The 20784-nt window shown below is 49.8% G+C and carries 21 protein-coding genes; 19 read left to right on the forward strand and 2 right to left on the reverse strand.

The genetic code is table 11. From position 1 onward, the window contains the following. Positions 1–877: 877 nt before the first annotated feature. The 16 genes from G7Y43_RS09685 (at position 878) to G7Y43_RS09760 (ending at position 15611) form a co-directional block, all read left to right on the forward strand. Complete coding sequence (locus tag G7Y43_RS09685) at positions 878–1531, forward strand: acetyltransferase (protein ID WP_206215123.1); 654 nt, start codon at positions 878–880, stop codon at positions 1529–1531. A gap of 21 nt (positions 1532–1552) precedes the next feature. Beyond that, complete coding sequence (locus G7Y43_RS09690) at positions 1553–2326, forward strand: SDR family NAD(P)-dependent oxidoreductase (protein WP_165046212.1); 774 nt, start codon at positions 1553–1555, stop codon at positions 2324–2326. A gap of 15 nt (positions 2327–2341) precedes the next feature. Beyond that, positions 2342–2611 carry an acyl carrier protein gene (locus G7Y43_RS09695; RefSeq protein WP_206215124.1) on the forward strand — a complete coding sequence of 90 codons (270 nt, stop codon included), beginning with the start codon at positions 2342–2344 and terminating at the stop codon, positions 2609–2611. Positions 2612–2632: 21 nt separating this feature from the next. Next, complete coding sequence (locus G7Y43_RS09700) at positions 2633–3718, forward strand: 3-oxoacyl-ACP synthase III family protein (RefSeq protein ID WP_165046213.1); 1086 nt, start codon at positions 2633–2635, stop codon at positions 3716–3718. Positions 3719–3734: 16 nt separating this feature from the next. Then, positions 3735–3971 (forward strand): acyl carrier protein, encoded by a 237-nt coding sequence (locus tag G7Y43_RS09705; protein WP_165046214.1) that lies wholly within the window; start codon positions 3735–3737, stop codon positions 3969–3971. A 22-nt stretch (positions 3972–3993) separates the two neighbouring features. Then, on the forward strand, positions 3994–5049 hold the full coding sequence (locus tag G7Y43_RS09710) for a hypothetical protein (protein WP_206215125.1): 1056 nt from the start codon (positions 3994–3996) through the stop codon (positions 5047–5049). Further along, complete coding sequence (locus G7Y43_RS09715) at positions 5036–6232, forward strand: acyl-CoA reductase (protein WP_165046215.1); 1197 nt, start codon at positions 5036–5038, stop codon at positions 6230–6232. Before G7Y43_RS09710 ends, G7Y43_RS09715 begins: the two co-directional genes overlap by 14 nt. A gap of 4 nt (positions 6233–6236) precedes the next feature. Then, positions 6237–6989, forward strand: coding sequence for an SDR family NAD(P)-dependent oxidoreductase (locus tag G7Y43_RS09720; protein WP_165046216.1), 753 nt, complete (start codon positions 6237–6239; stop codon positions 6987–6989). Further along, positions 6982–7845 carry a transketolase gene (locus G7Y43_RS09725; protein WP_165046217.1) on the forward strand — a complete coding sequence of 288 codons (864 nt, stop codon included), beginning with the start codon at positions 6982–6984 and terminating at the stop codon, positions 7843–7845. The genes G7Y43_RS09720 and G7Y43_RS09725 overlap by 8 nt, the downstream gene beginning before the upstream one ends. Beyond that, positions 7832–8803 (forward strand): transketolase family protein, encoded by a 972-nt coding sequence (locus tag G7Y43_RS09730; RefSeq protein WP_165046218.1) that lies wholly within the window; start codon positions 7832–7834, stop codon positions 8801–8803. Before G7Y43_RS09725 ends, G7Y43_RS09730 begins: the two co-directional genes overlap by 14 nt. 56 nt (positions 8804–8859) lie before the next feature. Further along, positions 8860–9495, forward strand: coding sequence for an MBL fold metallo-hydrolase (locus G7Y43_RS09735; RefSeq protein ID WP_370514691.1), 636 nt, complete (start codon positions 8860–8862; stop codon positions 9493–9495). Between the two features lie 36 nt (positions 9496–9531). Beyond that, positions 9532–10902 (forward strand): AMP-binding protein, encoded by a 1371-nt coding sequence (locus G7Y43_RS09740; RefSeq protein WP_165046220.1) that lies wholly within the window; start codon positions 9532–9534, stop codon positions 10900–10902. 56 nt (positions 10903–10958) lie between these two features. Continuing rightward, entirely contained in the window at positions 10959–11528 is a 570-nt protein-coding gene (locus tag G7Y43_RS09745) for a 4'-phosphopantetheinyl transferase superfamily protein (protein ID WP_165046221.1), read from the forward strand. Then, a complete protein-coding gene (locus tag G7Y43_RS09750; protein ID WP_165046222.1) occupies positions 11515–13059 on the forward strand; it encodes an acyl-CoA carboxylase subunit beta in 1545 nt (514 codons plus the stop codon). The genes G7Y43_RS09745 and G7Y43_RS09750 overlap by 14 nt, the downstream gene beginning before the upstream one ends. Before the next feature lie 25 nt (positions 13060–13084). After that, complete coding sequence (gene fabD, locus G7Y43_RS09755; protein WP_165046223.1) at positions 13085–13969, forward strand: ACP S-malonyltransferase; 885 nt, start codon at positions 13085–13087, stop codon at positions 13967–13969. Positions 13970–14105: 136 nt separating this feature from the next. Beyond that, positions 14106–15611, forward strand: coding sequence for an RNA-binding domain-containing protein (locus G7Y43_RS09760; RefSeq protein ID WP_165046224.1), 1506 nt, complete (start codon positions 14106–14108; stop codon positions 15609–15611). A 258-nt stretch (positions 15612–15869) separates the two neighbouring features. On the opposite strand, the gene G7Y43_RS09765 is transcribed toward G7Y43_RS09760, so the two are convergent. Further along, on the reverse strand, positions 15870–16250 hold the full coding sequence (locus G7Y43_RS09765; protein WP_165046225.1) for a transposase: 381 nt from the start codon (positions 16248–16250) through the stop codon (positions 15870–15872). Positions 16251–16859: 609 nt separating this feature from the next. Beyond that, on the reverse strand, positions 16860–17249 hold the full coding sequence (locus tag G7Y43_RS09770; protein WP_165046226.1) for a hypothetical protein: 390 nt from the start codon (positions 17247–17249) through the stop codon (positions 16860–16862). A gap of 908 nt (positions 17250–18157) precedes the next feature. On the opposite strand from G7Y43_RS09770, the gene G7Y43_RS09775 reads away from it, so the two are divergent. The 3 genes from G7Y43_RS09775 (at position 18158) to G7Y43_RS09785 (ending at position 20740) form a co-directional block, all read left to right on the forward strand. Further along, positions 18158–18532, forward strand: a complete 375-nt coding sequence (locus G7Y43_RS09775; RefSeq protein ID WP_165046227.1) for a hypothetical protein — start codon at positions 18158–18160, stop codon at positions 18530–18532. A gap of 327 nt (positions 18533–18859) precedes the next feature. Continuing rightward, the gene (locus tag G7Y43_RS09780; protein WP_165046228.1) at positions 18860–20167 is read left to right on the forward strand and encodes an HD domain-containing protein; all 1308 of its coding nucleotides are present in this window, start codon (positions 18860–18862) and stop codon (positions 20165–20167) included. Positions 20168–20194: 27 nt separating this feature from the next. Next, entirely contained in the window at positions 20195–20740 is a 546-nt protein-coding gene (locus G7Y43_RS09785) for a hypothetical protein (protein ID WP_165046229.1), read from the forward strand. Positions 20741–20784: the final 44 nt, after the last annotated feature.

Below are 20784 nucleotides of genomic sequence, written 5' to 3' on the forward strand. Positions count from 1 at the left end.
CACCACCCAGGACACTCCTTCATCCCAGGGGATGTTTTCGATAGCCGTGTATACACACACCCATACTTGCCACACTGCCCTACAAGCAGTCGTATTACTTCTGCATCTATCGAGCTTCCTTGTCCTGATAAAAGGCGCTCAAGTGCTCTTTGTTCAGTTGCACTTGGCTTAGGTTCTGATACGCGTCTTCTGTATTCCACGACAACCCCCTCTCAGAAAGAGATGACATCTTGGTCTGCTGTGGCAACTTCAGGCTCATCCATTGCTTCAAGGTGTGCGAGCAACGCACAGAAGCCTGGGCATCCAAGTTCGTCTGCGGGGATATACCAGCTGTCTTTATACAGGTCACTAACGCAGCGGCCTGAGTTAAGACAGCGATCACAAAGTCTGTCGAGTGTTCGTATACCTAGCCGTCTGAATGGTTGGTTAAGCGAGAGTCTAATCGCTACGCGCTCGTATAGACGCGCATCCACTCCTACGGTGGTATTGCCTGTGTTCTCCATTTCTACCTTGCTTTCCGAGGGTGCGGGCTACCATAGGGGTCTTGGGGGAGGGTCTAGCTTCCCTAAGACCCCGAACAGAACTGCGGACGGGCAAGGCATCCCGTCCCTCTATACGTTGATTAATGACACCCGTCCTGACCTCCAAACTGTAAGACTTGGGGGCATGGGAAGACTTACAAAACGGCGCACCACGCAAAAACAGGCGGAAAACATGTGGGTAGGCACAAGAGGGTGAAAACCGTGCAAAATACCACACGAATTAGCGGTTACCCTTGTTAAGCCCTTCAACTGTGGCGTTCGTTTTATTGAACTTTCTCCTAAGTGGAAGCACTGGGTCACGACGGGTATTGCGTTAAGAGAGCGAGGTGAAGAAAATGCCTGATTTGAAAAAACTGGTGTTGTTTGGTGCCGGTGGCATGGGCAGAGAAGTTGCGTATTTAGTTGAGAAGATAAACGACCCGCATCCTCAATACGAACTTCTTGGCTTTGTTGACGATTCCCCCTTTGATGATCACGCGCAAATTGGTGGGTATCCTGTGCTTGGTGATACAGATTGGCTTATTGCACACAGGGATGAAGTCGTGTGCACTTGCTGCATAGGAAACGCGGGGGTAAAGGCCAAGATACAGGAGAGGCTTTCCCAGCAAGGCGTTAAGTTCGAGTCGCTGATTGCAGCTGATGTCGATGTTCCTTCATCGACGTCAATTGGCCCTGGATGCGTAATATACCCAGAGGTTGGATTATCGGTGGATTGCCAGATTGGCGCTGGCGTACTTTTAAACTCGCGGACCACGGTTGGTCATGATTCAACCATTGGAGATTACTCTTCGGTTATGACGGGAACTGGAATAAGCGGCAGTTGCCATATTGGTCGAGAGGTGAATATTGGTGGTCACGCATTTCTAATTCCGGGGCGTCGGATTGGGGATAGAGCTACTGTCGCAGCGGGAAGCGTTGTGTTTTCTCACGTTAAGGCGGGGACAACGGTTTTGGGTAACCCTGCCAAGCGAATGAAAAGCATCGAGTAACCTTTTGTTTAGGAGAGAATAATGAGCCCTTTTATTGATCTTACAGGAAAGCTGATTGTAGTTGCTGGCGCTTCTTCGGGCATTGGCGAAGAAACGGCCCGACAAGTTGCCGAACTGGGCGCAAAAGTGGTTCTTCTTGCGAGGCGTGAAGAGAAATTGAAAGCAATCGTAACGTCGCTTCCTGGTGAGGGGCATGCCTATTATGGCGCTGATTTCTCTAATCTTGGCTCGATTGAGCCGTTGGTGAAGACGATTGTTGTGGAAAATGGAGCCATAGATGGCCTTGTGTACTCAGCAGGCATCTCTCAAAACTATCCGTTGAAGAGTCTTGTGCCAGAGAAGGTGCAAGCGGTCTTTGCGATAAATTATTTCGGCTTTCTAGAGATCGCTCGACAGGTCACAAGGCGAAAGAATTTCAATAAAGGATTAAGCATTGTGGGCCTTTCGTCGATTGCTGCTGTCAGCGGAAGCAAGGCCCATACCCTCTATTCTTCTTCTAAATCTGCTATGAATGGCGCTGTCAGATGTATAGCAAGGGAACTTGCTGACAAAGGAGTTCGCGCCAATGTTGTGGTGCCTGGCATGACCGATACAGTGATGTATAAGGACTTCTTGACAGCATATGGAGAAGATAGCGACACAAAAAGAAAACTGCTCGAACGTCAGTATCTTGGCATTTGCAGCGTATCGAGCGTAGCGAGCACAATTGCTTTCCTGCTCAGTGAAAGGGCGAGGTTTATCACCGGACAAGAGATTCCTGTAGATGGCGGTATGTTGAGTAGTACGGGAATGTAGCAGGATGCATACTAGATGGCTATCCTCATCCCGAGGATTAGTGAATACACACAGAAAGGAAAACAGATGACATCCCAAGAAACGATTGCGCTGATTGAAGAAACCTTGGATTTGGATGAAGGCGTTCTTGCTCCAGACACTGTTTTGGCAGATGTGGAGGAGTACGACTCCATGGCGAAGCTGTCTCTCATTGTGATGGCGGAGGATGAGTTTGATAAGAAGTTTACGAGTGATATTGTTAAGAGCTTCGTAACTGTCAATGACATCCTTATTGCTTTGAGCTAGCGGTCGACGGAGAGAATGCGGATGTCTTGGCATAAAACGAGTGGAGTTAGTATTGCGGGCATTGCTTCGGCAGTGCCGGAGAATGTGATTACCGCCGAGGGCTATGCGGAACGATTTGGCGAAGATGTGGTAAACAAATTCGTTAAGTCGACGGGGATTACAGCAGCTTTTCAGTCTATTCCTGAGCAAACAACGAGCGACCTTGGCTATGAGGCTGCAAACTATCTGCTGAACAAGCTAAGAATCGATCGTAGCAGGATTGGTGTGCTTGTTTTTGCTAGCAACACGGCAGACTATATGTTTCCTGCTACGGCGGGGGTAATTCAGTCGAGGCTTGGTCTATCTATGGACGTGACCGCCTTCGACATTCGTCTCGGTTGCACCGCATTTGTGTATGGGCAACATGTGGTCGAATCGCTCATGATGACTTCAGGCGCTGAGTACGGCCTTCTTGTGTGCGGTGATACCACCAGTAAGGTAATAGGCGAAAACGATCATTCGGTGATGATGTTTGGCGATGCGGCTTCTGCGGTGCTTTTCGGCCGGCAAGAAGGTTTGGAGCAAATCACCCTATTGGGAACTGACGGAAATCGCTTTGGGTCGCTGATCTTTCCGGCCGGCGGATTCAGAGACAGAGAAGCTTCTCGTGAAAAGGTTCTATGCTCTGACGGTGTTTTGAGATCTAAGTACGAGCAGTACATGGATGGCATGGGCGTTATGATCTTCGCGGTTGGCGATGTGATGAACGCAATGGTGGAATACCTAGACGCAATGGGCAAGTCTGCATCGGACTACGATAAAGTTGTTTTGCACCAAGCAAACGGGTTTATCCTGAACCGCCTGATAAAGAAAATGAAGCTAGAACCGGACAAGGTCCCGATATCCTTGTCGCGCTATGGGAACACGAGCGGCGCTTCTATTCCTTTGACGTTGTGCGATTGCTATGGGGCGGTCGAGAATGGCTCTCGAAGCATTCTGGCATCAGGCTTTGGGGTGGGTCTCTCGTGGGGAGTCACCTCGTTTGATATTGATACAGCGAGCATTCTGCCGATTATCCATACAGATAAGTACTTCAAAGAGGGTCGTATCGACCTTTCGCAACTGTAATCCAAGGAGGATAAAAATGTCCAATCAAGAAAAGTATTTGAATGCCTTTGTGGTGGCTTTCGGCATCGATTCTACAGATGCGCCTGGACTTGAGTATCAAGCCATTCCTGCATGGGACTCTGTCGGCCATATGACCCTTGTCGCAGAGGTGGAGGATGCCTTCGACATCATGATGGATACGGATGACATCATCGATTTCAGCTCCTACGAGAAAGGCATTGAACTTCTCAAGAAGTACGATGTCGAGCTTTAGTCCCAACGTATGAAGGTAACATATGACACTGAACTATGATGAGCTGTTCGCTATGGAGCCTTACAGTCTGGATAAGGTAGAGAAGTCTGCTTTATATGATCGTTGGCTTAGCGAGTTGCAGTCGCACCATGTTGATAATTGCCCAGCTTATGCTCGGTTGGTCGGTGTCCTCGGCAACAACCCAGCTGTTCCTGTGAGGCTGTTCAAAGAATATGACCTAAAGTCAACAGGCGATGACGGCGTTGTCAAGACGATGACGTCATCGGGCACAACTAGCCAGGTGAAGTCTAAGATTTACCTCGATCGTGAGACGTCATCGCGGCAGTCGAAGGCGCTCAGTCACATCGTCGGGGACTTCCTGGGTACGAATAAGCGAGTTCCGCTACTTATCATTGATACCGCAGGAACCGTGAAGAATCGTAATATGTTTTCCGCTCGAACAGCCGGTATTCGTGGCTTTAGCATGCTCGGCAGGGACGTGACTTATGCTTTGACAGATGATATGAAGCTCGATTTCGAGGCGGTCAGGGGATTTGCTAACCGCCACGAAGGCGAACGGGTCATGATTTTTGGCTTTACCTTCATGGTTTGGAGTTGCTTTGTTCTGCAGATGGAGCAGCAGGGTCTGTCCGTTGACCTCGATGGCGTTCTGATCCATGGAGGCGGATGGAAGAAGTTGGTCGATCAAGCCGTGTCTTCGGATGAGTTTAACGTCCGCTGTCGCGGAGTCTGCGGCGAGCGCGTGCACGTGGCTGATTATTACGGGATGGTCGAACAAACAGGCTCGATTGCTATAGAGTGCGAGCATGGGCACCTGCACTGCTCTATTCTCTCTGACATCGAAATTGTCGATCCTTTGACCATGAAACCCTTCTGTCATGGTCAAAGAGGTCTCATCAAAACCGTCTCGTTGCTTCCGACCAGCTATCCAGGGCATATTCTCCTTACAGAGGATGAAGGCGTAGTATTGGGAGAAGACGATTGTCCATGCGGCAGAAAAGGGAAGTATTTCAAGGTCTTTGGTCGCCAAAAGGGTGCAGAATTAAGGGGGTGCTCTGACACTTATGGGCAACAGTAAAAGCATGCCCGCGGGTGTAACCGTGATCGCTGGCAGCGAATCTGCGCTCGCTTCTACACCACGAAGAACGATGGACGAGCGCGACCTGTCTCTTCTGGCATTGGTTTCGTCCAAGCTGATGAAAGATGCTGAGGCTAAGAGCTATTCGGACGTGATGAGCTTTGCGTTTTGGTGCAGAAGGGGCAATCTTGCAAAGAAGGCTGCCGATAGATCAGCTTTCTCGCACAATCTTGGCCGCGGCCTAGCATTCCATATTGCCCCATCTAACGTGCCGGTGAACTTCGCCTTTTCCTGGGCGTTTTCCCTGATTGCCGGTAACTCAAACATTGTGAGAGTTCCCAGCAAAGCGTTTCCGCAGATCGACATCATATGTAGGGCCATTGACTCGGCAATGGTTGAGCTGGACGATGATCGCAGTATCTTCGTCCGCTACCCTTCTTCGGGCTCTGCGACGGCTGCTCTGTCAGCCATCGCAGATGTCCGTGTGATTTGGGGTGGCAATGAAACCGTCTCGCGAATCAGGGTTATGCCCTCGAAGCCTCGATGTATCGATGTCGCTTTTGCTGATAGGTTTAGCATCGCGTATATCGACCCGACAGAGGTTTTGCGATTGGACGACTCGGGCCTTGAAAGACTCTCTCTGTCTTTTTATAACGACACGTACCTAATGGATCAAAATGCCTGCTCTTCGCCCGTGACGGTAGTGTGGAAGGGGGATTGCCTTGAGGCGCGCGAGCGCTTCTGGACAGCGGTTAGGTCATGTGCAGAGAGGCTCTACCAGCTTCAGGGTGCGGTTGCCACTGATAAATACGTGCAGTTGTGTAGGGATGCCATCGACGGTAGGATCAAAGAAGACTGTGAGTTCAATGGTTATCTAGATGTTGTAGCGCTCGATATCCACTCAATTGAACGTGAAGACCTCGGGGCGTATCGAGCCAAAGGGGGCTATTTCTACGAGTTGTGCGTGGAGGAGTTTGAGCAAGTCGCCCCTTTGCTGAATCGTTCGTGCCAGACGGTCACTTATTTCGGCGTTGATCCTGAAAAGATCCGCGAGGTGGTTCTCGCATGCGGAATGACCGGTGTCGACAGGGTGGTTCCCGTGGGCAGCGCCATGGATATTGATATTGTTTGGGACGGAATGGACTTGCGCGCAATGATGTCGCGAAAGGTGGACGTGAGGTAGCAGAATGAAGATTCTTGAGGGACAGGTTGCGCTTATCACTGGCGCGCGACGTGGCATCGGGAAGGCAACGATTGAATCTTTCGCTCGGATGGGTGCAGATGTATGGGCATGCGCCCGCTCTTTCGACAGCGAATTCGAAGAGTTTTGCTCCAGCTTGTCATCAGAGTGGGGGGTCGAAGTTCGCCCTCTGTATTTCGATCTTGAGGACAAGAAGCAAATCATGGCGTCAATTAAAGAAGTGCGCAAGGTGGGACAAATTACCTGCCTTGTGAATTGTGCCGGTATTGTCGCGGAGAGTTCGTCTTTTGCAATGACGAAAGCCGAGTCCGTCATGCGCGTCCTCGATGTGAACCTTGTCAAGCAGATGGAGCTCACGCAATATGCTCTCCGCGGGATGGCTGACGGTGGATCCATTGTGAACCTCTCCTCGATTGCTGCCGCAGGAGGCATGCCAGGGCAGTACGCATATGCATGCTCAAAGAACGCGGTGGAGATTTGGACAAAAATGCTCGCGCAGGAGCTGGGCGTAAGATCGATCAGGGTTAACGCGGTCGCTCCGGGGTTCGTTGACACCGATATGGGCAATCAGGCTGCAGGCGACCTACTTGACAGAATTCTGGACTCAACCGTGATGAAGAGGATGGCCAAGCCGCAGGAAATCGCCGACGTTATCGCCGCCATCTCGAGCAATCTGTTTTCGTATATGACTGGGCAGACGGTCTATGTTGATGGGGGAGGTGCGTCCCGGAATGGGTAAAGAACTGACAGAGGAGAAGGTTCGCTTCCTTGTTGATGTCGCATCGTCCATGAGAAAGGATATCCTCGACATGGGCCTGTCTGCGGGATCGACGGGTATTCACCTTGGAGGGTCGTTCTCTTGCGTAGAGATTCTTGCTGTCCTCTTTTGTGCCGCAATGAATATTAATACAACGAATCTCGAAGATCCCAATCGTGACCGTTTCGTATTTAGTAAGGGCCATGGAGCGCCCGCTCTTTGGGCTGCTCTTCATCATTTGGGCATAGTGGCCGATGATGAGCTGGGGTCTTTCAAGAAACCGGGGACCTTTTTGACGGGCCACCCTTCCCGCAATATAGCTCGCGGTGTTGATTTCTCCAGCGGGAGCTTGGGCCAAGGTCTGTCGTTGGGTGTCGGAGTCGGCCTGGCCGCTAAGGCTAGAGGGATTGATAAGCGATGCTTCGTTCTCTTAGGTGACGGCGAGTGTGACGAGGGGTCAATCTGGGAAGCTGCCATGAGTGCAGCACACTTCGGGATCAATAACCTCACAGCGATAGTGGATGCAAACGTCCTCCAATACGACGGTCCCACCGATGATGTGATGAGTCTTGGTGACTTGTGCGCGAAATGGTCGGCTTTCGGTTGGGAGGTAAGAGAAGTTGACGGACACGACGTGAGCCAATTGTATCAGGCTTTTGTGCGTGAGTCTGATGCTCCGGTGGTTGTAATCGCCCGTACGGTGAAGGGCAAAGGGGCGAGTTTCGCTGAGGGCGTATCCGCTTGGCATAACTCCCGCCTAACTCAACAGCTTTACAATCAGGCAATTAACGATTTGGGGCTTTGCCGAGAGGACGAATGCGGTCATGATGGAGATTAATAAGCGGACTATCCGCACCTTGAGCATGTTGGGCTCTTGTGGTGCATTCGGGCTTGGTATGGTGGATGTGGCAATCGATGATCCTTCTGTTGTTGCCGTTACTGCTGATTTGAGAAACTATTCGGGATTGGAGCGATTCGCCGAGGCTTTCTCGGAGCGCTTCTATAATGTTGGTATCGCGGAACAAAACATGCTTAACATCGCCGCTGGCATGGCTTCGGAAGGACTGAATCCCTTTGCCAGCACATACGCAACTTTCGCCGCAATGCGCATTGCTGATCAGGTGCGCACCTCTATGGGCTACATGCGTCTCCCAGTGAAGCTGGTCGGGCTTACTGCTGGCTATTCAGTGGGAGTTTTGGGGCCTACGCACATGAGCATCGAGGATGTTGCGGTCATGCGCGCTATTCCCAATATCACCATCATTGAGCCCGCTGATGGATTGGCCACTTACAAGGCAACGATGGCGGCCGCCAAGTTGGATTTGCCCGTGTATTTGAGACTAACGGGCGAAATGGGTTTTCCTGCCGTGTATAAAGAGGACTTTGATTTCGTGGTTGGCAAGGCGCAAGTGCTACGTGAGGGTGCAAACGTTCTTATTATCGCGGCTGGAAGCGTAATCGCGAATGCTCTTCGGGCGGCTGATAGCTTAGCTGAAAAGGGAATTGGCTGCACGGTTTTGGATATGCACACTGTGAAGCCGCTCGACATCGATTGTATCTGCCGGCACATGGCTGACAAAAACCTTATAGTGACAGTGGAGGAGCATAGCGTTGTTGGGGGTCTCGGCTCAGCGGTGCTAGAGGCACTTGCGATGGAATCTCATCCCCCAATCAAGGTCTTGGGCTGCCCCGATTTGTATCCGCATGCTGCGGAATATAAATATCTTATTGCTGAGGCCGGGTTGGATCCTGCTGGAATTGCTGCTTCGATTGAGTCTGGTATTAGGGGCAAGTAGAATTCCGAATGGGAAAAATAGGCCAAATTCAAACCGATTTGGGCCTAACGGTCGAGATGTACACATCGCCAGTGCTGTCATCAAATATGTACGTTTTGCTATCAGGTGGGCATGCGCTGATAATCGATCCCCACGAGGATCCTTGTCTGCGCGAAGACGTACACGTGGATCTCATATTGCTAACCCATGAGCATTTTGATCACATCTCGGGTATTGAACACTGGAGAAAACTAACCGGGGCGCCGGCTATGGGAAGTGCCGCATGCGCGCTTGGTTGCAAGACCGCAAAGGGCAACCTCTCGCGTTATTCCAAGATGTTGTATGAATTCAGAACAACGGAGCTCGTTATTCTACCTGTTGCCCCCTTCTCCGTTGAGATTGATAAGACCTACGAAGGGCGAGACGAGTTTCGTTGGCAGGGCCACTCGGTCGTTTTGTTCGAGTGCCCAGGCCATTCTCCTGGAGGTACGGGCATTTTGGTCGATGAAACTCTTTTATTCTCGGGCGATTCTCTGTTCAAAGATGTTGAGACTAGCTGTGCTCTACCTGGTGGAAATCGCCGCGACTGGATCGAAAAATCGCTGCCGAAGCTACTTGAGCTTTCAGGCGATATTCGCGTTTTACCTGGTCACTATAAGCCATTTCTTCTGAGCGAGTGTGGCTGGTGGGCTAAGGCAAAGGGCGCTTTATAGAGTTGTAATTAGTCACCTAGGTATTAGGAGGTTTAGATGAGAGATAAAGACGCTGTTGCGTTGGTTTCGATTGGCGAGGAGCTGACTTACGGGGCTTTAGAAGAACTGGCAGCAGGTTATGCCAGCCAGATGCACCGCAGAGCGCTGGTGTTCATGAAAGTCGCCAACAACATTCCCTCTGTCGCCTTCTATATCGGGTGCCTGAACCACGATATCGTTCCTCTGATGCTCAACGTCGATATTGCAAAGACTTCGTGGGAATTACTGTATGAGGTGTACAAGCCTGAGTATATCTGGGTACCTGTGGAAGACGAGCTGTGCGTTAATCCTGTGTTCGCAGATCGCGGCTACGGGCTCGTCCGGGTTGCCGATGGGTCGCCGACGCTGGGTGAGGATCTGGGACTCTTGCTGAGCACCTCAGGAAGTACAGGTAGCCCAAAGCTAGTACGCCAGAGTCGCGCGAATGTTCTGGCCAATGCCGAGTCTATAGTCGAGTACCTCGACATTAAGCCGGGAGATAGGGCGATTACAACTTTGCCCTTTGGCTACACGTACGATATCTCCATAGTGAACTCGCATCTCTTGGCTGGTGCCACGGTGATTCTGAACGAGTATCCTTTGATGGATCGTAGATTCTGGGATTTGTTTAAAGAGCGCGGTGCGACTACTTTTGGAGGGGTTCCCTACACGTATCAGATGCTAGATAAGCTGGGGTTCGACAGAATGAATCTGCCTTCCCTACGATACATCACTCAGGCTGGCGGCCGTCTTGGTGAGACCCTCCATCGGAAATTTGGCGAGATATGCGTGGCAAAGGGCATTGACTTCATCCCTATGTATGGTCAGACGGAGGCCACGGCGCGCATGTCGTACCTTCCGAAGGAGAAGACGCTGGAGAAGATCGGCTCAATCGGCGTTGCGATTCCTGGGGGCCGCTTTAGTCTTCTCGCGGCGGATGATAGCGTAATTGAGGAAGCCGGAGTGGACGGGGAGCTTATCTATGAAGGCGCTAACGTGACCTTAGGTTATGCCGTGTGTGTTGAGGATCTCGCCAAGGGCGACGAACGTGGAGGTGTTCTCCATACCGGAGACGTCGCGCGGCGAGACGAAGATGGCTTCTACTACATCACAGGCCGTTTGAACCGCTTTTTAAAGGTGTATGGCAATCGCGTAGGCTTAGACGAGCTCGAATCCATTCTCTCCCGTTCGGGAGTTGTGGCAGCGGCGACTGGCGATGACGACCATGTCGTGGTTTTTGTCGAGACGGGTGAAATCGAGGGCGCAAAAACTATATTGACAAAGGCGACAGGGTTGAACCATGTTGCCTTTGATGTGCGGCTTATCGACTCTATTCCTAGGAGTACGGCGGGCAAGATTCAATACTCCGAGCTAAAGAAGCTCATTTAGGGGTTCGGGTTGTTAAACGATCGCACTTGCGTCAAGCGGATGATAGACCAGAAAGCATGCGCTGCGCTTACCTAACGAAGACTGCGAACCAGAGACTCGTATGGGTATTGTTGGACTATGCGTTCTTCTTGCAATTTGGCTTCCGTGCACCCAAGGTTGAAAAACTGCCCTGCGGCAAGCCGGTGTTTGCGGGATGCATGGGTGTTCATTTCTCCGTTAGCCACACCAAAGGTTGTGTGATGGTGGTGCTGAGTGATTCGCCTTGTGGGTGTGACATTGAGCTAAGCAGGGTTGTTCCCGAAGGTATGCTTTCCAAGGTTTCTTCTGTTGAAGAGCGACAAAGCTTCACTCCGCTTGAAATCTGGACGCTGAAGGAAAGCGCAGTAAAGCTTGCCGGGGAGGTTTCAGATGGCGATGTGTACCAGTTTATGGCTGATACTCGATTTGAAAGGGTTGGCAGAAAGCTGATTCTTCGGGGCTTAGATAACGTTCAGGCGATAACTACATTACATGGCAACTATCAGGTTGCTATGTTGTTTGAAGGCAAGGGTATGCTCCCTAATCTCATAGAGATTGGGGAGCGTACCCTTTTTGAGTACGGAAGGTGTGCCGATGTGGGATGTTGAGCACAGGGAAGAACTGCTAGGTCGTCGTAAGAAAGCGGCTGAGGGGGGTGGCTACGCTCGCATCAAGAAGCAGCATGACAGCGGTAAACTCACCGCCCGCGAGCGTTTGCGAATTCTTTTCGACGAAGGGTCTTTTATCGAGATTTGTGGATTTCGCGAGGCCAGGCCAAACGTTTATGGGGATCGCAAAGTCAGCGTTCCCGGTGACGGTGTTGTTGTGGGATACGGGACTGTCGGCGGCAGGTTGGTGTACGCCTCGTCTGAGGACTTCACGGTAAGCGGTGGCAGCTTAGGTGAAATCCATTCGAAGAAGATTTGCCAGGTTATGGATGCAGCTATGAATGCGAAAGCACCGTTTGTCTCTATCAACGACAGTGGTGGTGCACGCATCGATGAAGGCGTGTGTGCCCTTTCAGGCTACAGCGGCATGTTTTTGCGAAACACCCGTATGTCGGGTGTTGTCCCACAGATTGCAGTTGTGCTCGGGCCTTGTGCAGGTGGTGCATGCTATTCCCCTGCAATTTGCGACTTCGTGTTCATGACGCGCGAAACATCCAAGATGTTCATTACAGGTCCTGCTGTCATTCGCACGGTAACTCGTGAGGAAATCACGCCCGAGGAATTGGGTGGTGCTGATGTTCATGCGAAGGTATCTGGCGTGAACCATTTCGTTTACGACACCGACGAGGCCTGTCTTATGGGCGTTTGCAAACTGTTGTCTTACCTGCCGCAGAACAACCGGCAAGACCCGCCGGTTGTAAGAGGGGAGGCGGTTGATGAATCCCACCGCTTGGAAGAGATTGTTCCTGATAATCCGAAGCGCGCCTACGACGTACATCGAGTCATCGAAACATTTGTTGACAAAGGGAGTTTCCTTGAAATTCAGGAGCGCTTTGCCCGAAACGTTGTTGTTGGTCTTTGTAGGCTTGACGGACATGTGTTGGGGATTGTCGCCAACCAGCCTTCCAATCTCGCGGGAACACTTGATGTTGACGCGTCGGACAAGGCATCCCGCTTCATTAGGTTTTGCGATTGCTTCAACATCCCTATCTTTTCTTTAGTTGATGTGTCGGGGTATTTCCCTGGTGTTAAGCAAGAGCATGCGGGAATCATTCGTCACGGGGCAAAGCTTCTCTACGCTTATGCTGAGGCAACCGTGCCTAAGGTCACCCTCATCATGCGCAAGGCGTATGGTGGTGCCTACATTGCCATGAACAGCAAGAAGATGGGTGCCGATCTTGTGTTTGCTTGGCCTATCGCAGAGATTGCGGTTATGGGGGCAGAAGGTGCGGTGGAAATCATGCACAAGCGGGAGATCGCCTCAGCGGATAATCCCGACGCAAAGCGAGATGAGCTCGCAGACGAGTACACAAAAAAGCACCTAAATCCATACTTCGCAGCTGCAAATGGCTTGGTAGATGAGGTCATTCTTCCAGAAGAGACAAGGCTCCGTATTGCACAGGCGTTTGAGGCACTGCGCGACAAGCTAGTAGAGCTGCCTTGGAAAAAACACGGCAACATTCCCCTGTAAGATAATGAATCAGATGGGAGCAGGTATGGGAAAGACAGCGGTTTTGTTCAGCGGACAAGGCGCTCAGCACTCCGGCATGATGAAAGAAGCGTATGAAACGCTTCCTGCTGCGCGCCGAGTGTTCGATGTTGCAAGTGATTCGTTGGGTCGCGATATCGCAGCGCTGTGCTTTAACGGCAGCCAAGAAGAACTAAACCTCACACACAACACGCAGCCTTGTGTGTTGGTGGCTGACCTTGCTGCATATGAGGTAGCTAAAGCTCAAGGGATGGTTGCCGATTGCTTTGCGGGGTTTTCTCTAGGTGAGTACGCCGCCCTCGTTTCTGCGGGCTGTTTAGCCCTTGAGGATGCGTTTCCGCTGATTCAGCTTCGGGCAGACGCTATGCAGTCTGCCGTGCCTGTTGGGCAAGGTGGTATGGCTGCGGTGATGAAGGCAGATGCTGAGGACTTACGTGCCTTGTGTGTTAGCGTGGAGGGCTATGTAGAGTGTGCGAACTACAACTCTTTCAGCCAGATTGTTGTGAGTGGGGAAGCAAGCGCTGTCGATGCGCTAATTTCTGCATGTAAGGAACGAAAGATTCGCGTGGTAAAGATCCCGGTGAGTGTTCCTGCCCACTGCAAATTGCTTGCGTCTGCGGCTGATGTATTAGCAGATGCACTGAATGAAGTGTCGCTAAACGATCCTACTGTGCCGGTTTACCTAAACGTCGACGCGCGTCCTATCACCACCGCAGAGGGCCTGCGAGACAAGATGGTTCAGCAGGTGAAGTCCCCCGTGCTGTGGGTCGACACACTTCAAAACCTGTGGGCTGACGGATGCACCACCTTCATCGAATGTGGCCCCGGTACAACGTTAACAGGCTTCGTAAAGAAAACACTTGCGGAAGCCCAAGTGATCTCCGTGGAGTGATGAGATTGGGATCCTCTGTGGAGTGGCATGATTGTGATGGGATTCGGCAGAGTTCTGACAGGCACTCTTGCTAGAAATAGTACAAATGTTCTATAATGTTTCGCTGATGGTATAAACCGATCGTAAGAGGCGCTCCGTGAATCTAGATCAACTCGATACTTATAAAGAGAGCAATCGTCTAGAGGTGAAGGCAGCCCAAGGCGGCATTCCCAGGAGTGTTTGGGAGAGCGTTTGTGCGTTTGCAAATTCTTCGGGCGGAATCATCGTGCTCGGAGCAAAGGAGCGCGATAATGGAACGCTTGAGGTCGTTGGCTTGTCGGATGCGCATAAGATGCTCGATGATTTTTGGAATGCTGCCTTGAGCAAAGACAAATTAAGCGCTCGTTTTTTGCGTGAAGAAGATGCGTTCATAGAAAGCCTTGGCGACAAAGAGATCGTTGTTATCGAGGTTCCACGCGTAAATAGGTTTTTGCGCCCCGTTTTTTTGAACAAGGACATCCTGGGAGAAACGTGGCGACGCACGCATACTGGCGATCATCGCTGTACGCGCGAAGAGATACAGTCAATGCTCCGCGATGCCGAGGCGATAAGTGATGACTCTCGTGTAGTGGAAGATGCCAAGATAAGTTACATCGACTTCGAAACATTGCGGAAGTACCGCAATCGTTTTGCTTTCAGAAACGAAGGTCATATTTGGAATGAAGCGAGTAATGAAGATTTTTTGATGTTCCTTGGAGCTGCCGGGGAAGATCGGGAAGGCGTGTTGCGTCCGACTTATGCAGGAATGCTCATGTTCGGTAGGGATTGCTGGATAACTCGCTTTCTACCGAACTACTTCCTCGACTATCGGCAAGAAACTAGTTCTGACGTTCGCTGGGAGGATAGGTTTGTTTCGTTTTCCGGTGACTGGTCTGGAAATATTTACGACTTCTATATCAAGGTGTATAACAAGCTTAAGGCTGCATTGAAGGTGCCCTTTAAGCTGGAGGGGATAGAGCGCGTAGATGACACTCCCGCGCATGTGGCTTTGCGTGAAGCCCTTGTGAACTGCGTTACGAATGCAAACTATCACGAGCGACAAGGTATTGTGTGTGTATGGAACAATGATGCGCTTTTACTTACCAACCCTGGCGGATTTCGAATTCCGATCGAGAGAGCCATGCGACCTGGGGAGTCCGATCCGCGAAACGCTACCATGCTGAAAATGTTCGCCATGATAGATGCCGGTGAACGTGCTGGTAGTGGCATCTCGAAGATTCTTTCTGGATGGAGAGAGGCCGGATATGTATCGCCTTCTTATGAAGAGGAATACAGTCCGGACAGGACTGTATTGAAGCTTCCACTAACGAGGGGTGGCGGTCTCTCTGCTAAGGACGAAGATTCTTTAATGCGTAGCGTTATCAGCATTTTGCCGCCTGATGTCAGCTCAAGTTTGAATGATAACGAGTGCATTGCTGTAAAGCTGGCAATCGAGAATGGCCGCATTACAACTGCCGCGCTCGCGAAGCATGCGAATGTGTCAAAGCTGACGGCTAATCGTGTTCTGAAAGGACTGGCTGATAGCCGCATCTTAACTTGGCGAGGAAAAAACCCTACAGATCCGATGCAGTATTACGAATTGTTTGATAAGTCGTTAAGTTAAGAGCAGTTAAGAGCAGTTAAGAGCAGTTAAGAGCAGGGGTAAGTCTTAATTCGTGTGAGAATAACAGCCAAATCTAATGTTAGAACAGGTAAAACAAAGAGAATCTAACACCAAGTTATCACTTGGGGGCAAAAAGAGGGCACACCAACCTAAGCCCTCCATAGAGTAGCTTTAAAAAAGATGACCAAAAGCCCAAAAATCGAATATGTTACGACCTGTATGGGGGAGACCTTGAGCCCATCGCATGTGACCTATTCGCTAGTTAGCACCCTCCTTTCTCTTGTCGCTTCTTGTAAACAGCGGGATGGGCTTGTTGGGTTCTCGTTTGTGTCCAAGCACCAACAAACAGCGGCGTCTCAAAGCCCCAAAGCTCATAAAGCCACGGCACGTGCGAATGATGTCTTTGATCTGTCGGTTCAAACTTTCTGCAATTGCGTTTGTACGCCCGTATTCCCAGGCATTCAAGATGTAGGTTTTCCGTTTGCTTATGGTGTTAGATACAGAGCGCACCTCAGGTACATCAGTGCGCCGAGCAATCGATATCCATCGCTTCAAAACGGTTTCCATCTCTTCCCGGCTTTCAAAGGTTGTATTAGACCATTCGAAGAAAAGCTGGAGGGTAAGATAGGCACGGGGCACGATCTTCTGTCGCTAAACGCACAGAAGCTTGGGCATCCAAGTTCGTCTGTGGGGATATACCAGCTGTCTTTATATAGGTCACTAACGCAGCGGCCAGAGTTAAGACAACGGTCGCAAAGTCTGTCGAGTGTTCGTATGCCCAGCTGTCTGAATGGCTGGCACTGCGAGAGTCTAATCGCTATGTGCTCGTATAGACGCACATCCACTCCTACGGTGGTATTGCCTGTGTTCTCCATTTCTACCTTGCTTTCCGAGGGTGCGGGCTGCCATAGGGGTCTTGGGGGAGGTGGACTCTCTCCCAAGACCCCAAACAAAACTGCGGACGGGCAAAGCATCCTGTCCCTCTATACGTTGAATAATGACACCCGTCCTGCATTCCAAACTGTAAGACTTGGGCGCATGGGCAGACTCACAAAATGGCCCACCACGCAAAAACAGGCGGAAAACATGTGGGTAGGCACAAGAGGATGAAAACCGTGCAAAATACCACACGAATTAGCGGTTACCCGTAAAACTGAAAACCAGAGGTTATAGAAATAAAGAAAGCGCTTGAGGGAGGTAAATTACATACCGTTCAAGCGCTTTGCTTACCTGCATGGTACCATGCGATCACTTTATGTCAAGGACTTTTCTCTGTCTGTTTACCAGCTTTAGTCGTCTGAGGTTTTTGAACTTATCTGATAACATTCTCAGCTCATGTTCTATGGCCCGGTCGGGTACACCCTTCATACGTCTCGAATCGATAATGACACATGGTGATTGGTGGAGGGCTTTGTGTAGATTTCGCTGCAGGGATTTCATACTTGAGGACGTGGGTGCTTTCATCTCCCATTTTACGCCGTCGATGAGGACGTCCGCAGATGCCACATGCTGCTCTTCGCTACGCCTGATGAATTCAACGATGAGACCAGACTTTGCAAGCGCCCGAGCGGTTTCCATCTCATGCGGCCATACGTTGGCATCAGGCGGGACGATTATTTTTCCTGTTCGGCTTTGCATAACGCACTTCCATCCTGTCCGCATGTGGCAGCTGATGTCATGCGGGCGGTTCCGATTGATTTTTCTGTGATGTGCTGATGTGGCTGATTCGCAATGATCGGGCATTGTTTTACCACGCAAAGGTCTTCTGATCAACTATTGAAGGAGCATTAAATGAGCAACAAGAAAGCCATCATTCTTGCCGCTGGTAAATCCTCTAATTTGGTCTAGTACGAACGGTGAGCGAGGAGAACTGTATCGTGGTTGATTTAAGGAAATGCTGATTAATTCCGTCAGCCCTGCACGTACGGGGCAGCGCCCGAAAGTCTCAAACCTCGTTTACGCACGTCAGTGCGCGCTCTCGGTTTTCGACCTTCGGGCATCCGCCCCGCCCGCGCAGGACAAGACGGCTTTAATCAGTATTTCCTTAATGAGAGATAACGTGACTATACGCAAACTTGTGTATGAGTATGAGCGACGATATTTCACAGCCGGGCTTCTCTCTGGTGAGAAGAAAACCGAATAAACCGTTGTATGCAAAAGCATTTTCGAATATCTCGATTCTACAGGTTCGAACCGAAGGAATTACAGGCACTATGCACACCGCAAGCGAATAGACAGCATCCTAGACGATTCGGCGTTCTATCTCACCGACGGCAGTATCTGGAATGACAAGTACGACAGGGAACGATTCAATCCTCGAGACTCGTTGTTTAAGAGATTCGGAATCTGTTTCTCGGCGACGACAAGCGAGAGCATCGCGATGTGGATGCTATACGGAGGAATAGACGGAAATGGCGCGATGATTAACTTCGACAAGCGACTTTGCGTTTGGCGATGTCGGCACCCGAGTATGAGTGTGGGTATTTCCATAATGGTATATTCACCCCCCGTCTGTCCTCGATAAGTCGAATATAAAGCTCAGGCTCATGGATGTGCTGTACCACGATCGTGTTGGTGACGATGTAGATGGGAAGGTGAACATTTGGCGTGTCGGTGAAAGCGGGAAGGCTAGAATTGCTCGTGAAGCGCTATTCGGCATCGAGCCGATAGTGAAACACGGATCATGGTCGTACGAGGTCGAGGTGAGGCTCGTTTCAAGCGTAAGTACGTTGGTGTTTGGGGGCAAAGGTTCGGAGATCGAGGCAATCAGGGTTCCGCTGAATCTCAGCAGGGATTTCAGGCGGAGTAGGGTTTTCGACTCGCCAGTGTCGGACGGCTTTGGCGGGCACCTCAATAGCGAGCTTCTTAATATGGTTGAATGGAATCTTTGCGCGGGCTGTGAACGAGTGAAGATCGAGTGAGTGTTTGTAAAGGCTAAGATTAGAACTAAAGGCTGGATAGGAGGATGACTTATATGGGACTATTCAAAAGGGCAAGGGGCGATTGTACTCTCGAGACATTTGCCAGGAAAAACGGTATTCCAGAGAGTGCGTTTCGTAACAAGAATGGCAAAAAGACGCGTAAGGATAAACTTATCAGGACAATGCGAAAAGACGCTGAGAAGTGATAAGAAACTCGAGACAGTAATCACGTGTGTGCGGGTATGTACACAGTAGAAACAACAGCGATCCCCTTGCATATAAGCGTACATATGTTCTATAATCTCTTCAGCAGCGGGAGGTTAGATCATGCTTCACTTTAGGGATCCTATCCATGGGTTAATCGATGTTACAGAAGACGAATGTGCCATTATAGATACAGCTGCTTTTCAACGCTTGAGGAGGGTCAAGCAGCTTGCAACGACGTATATGGTTTATCACGGTGCAGAACACACGCGTTTTGGGCACTCGATTGGAGTCATGCATTTAACCTCACGTGTTTTCGATTCCATTCTCAATAAGAACCCCGATATGTTTGGAAATGATGCTGCTGCAGCTGCCTACTATCGCCAACTTCTGCGTCTCGTGGGGCTTACTCATGATCTGGGTCATTCACCGTTTTCTCATGCTTCTGAAGATCTTTTCCAAGAGGGGAGGACTCACGAGGATTACACGCGCGAGATTCTATTCTGCCCCGAATTGTGCAACGCGATCGAGAGGGTTAACCAGTCGTTTCATCGTGAATATGATGCTAGCTATCAGATAACCCCTGAAACTATTTGGCTGGCCTATACAGGTGAAAACGTTGTTCATGAGCTTTATCAGTCGCCACAGTTTCCTTTTCTGAAATCACTTATGGATAGTGAGCTAGATTGCGACAAGATGGACTATCTTCTTCGTGATTCATATTATTGCGGGGTTAATTATGGGAAGTTCGATTTAGGACGTCTTGTGGATTCTTTCACGGTCTACAGAGGAGAGAATAACGACCAACTGAAGCTTGCTATTGCTTCTGACGGAGTTCAAGCTGTTGAAGAATTCGTTCTAGCGAGATATTTCATGTTCATACAGGTTTACTTTCATAAGACAAGAAGACTACTAGATAAGCGCTTAGTGTCCTCAATGAAGGAGATATTGCCAAAAGGAGTGTTTCCTCTCGATGTGAAAGAATACCTTGAATGGGATGATATACGGGTGCTTAGCAAACTGTCTACAAGCGATGCAAACATGACGGCTTCGTTATTTCTGAATCGAGAGACGATGCACTGTGTTTTCTCTTCAAAACCGCACATGGGTAGAGATGGTCAGAAATTGTATGACTTAGCCGCAGAGAAAGCTCGATCCATTCTTTACGAAAAAGGATTGACAAGTAAGGATAGCTTGAATGAACACTTGGTGCTAGATTCTCCCCAAAAGGCGGTGCACAAGATTTCACCTGATTTGGAGGATGAGCGGGGTATTCCTGTTATATTTGAAGGCGGCAAAAAACCATCCTCGCTGTTGGAGGAGTCAATGTTGCTGAACAGTCTAAAGGATAACGAAATTGTAATAAAGCGCCTATACGTTTCTTCCGAGTATCGTAATGATGTGGAAGAAGCCCTCTGTAAGTACTTATAATGTCCGTGTTAGAAGGGAGACCGCCTTATGACTTCACATATTGAGTTGTTATATATCGCTTCGCTCGGACAGAGCCACAATCTTAACGACTTGGGAAAGAAAAAGTTTCAGAAGTTGGTCTATCTAGTCGAAACGTTGGGGCGTGTGAATCTTGGTTATCAATATCAGATCCATCTTTATGGCCCTTTCTCAAAGGGTCTTGATGATGATCTACGAGAATTGTCCTCAAAGAATCAGGTTGTCTATGTTCGACAGAACCGTTCGTATCTTTTACATCTTACCAGTGAAGGTGAGGAGGTTCTTCACACTGCAGATAATATGAAGTGCACGAGTTTTGATGCAATCAAACGTATTTTCGATCAATTCTCGTCTCGTTCGCCTCGCGATCTGGAGTTGCTTACTACGTCGTGCTTTGCGCTCAATAAATTGGGGGATGAAGCTGATCGAGAGTCTCTAAAGAATTGCGTTACTCGAATTAAAGGTTCGAAGTTTACAGCTGAAGATATTGAACAGTCTGTTAACGAAGCTTTAGAGTTAATCTCATCCTCAGCGTGCGCTAGATTGACGAAATAGATAAAAGGGATTTCCGATACTTTTCAGATAGAACTTTGATAGTT

This window comes from Adlercreutzia sp. ZJ138 (genome assembly GCF_011038935.1).
Lineage (GTDB): Bacteria > Actinomycetota > Coriobacteriia > Coriobacteriales > Eggerthellaceae > ZJ141.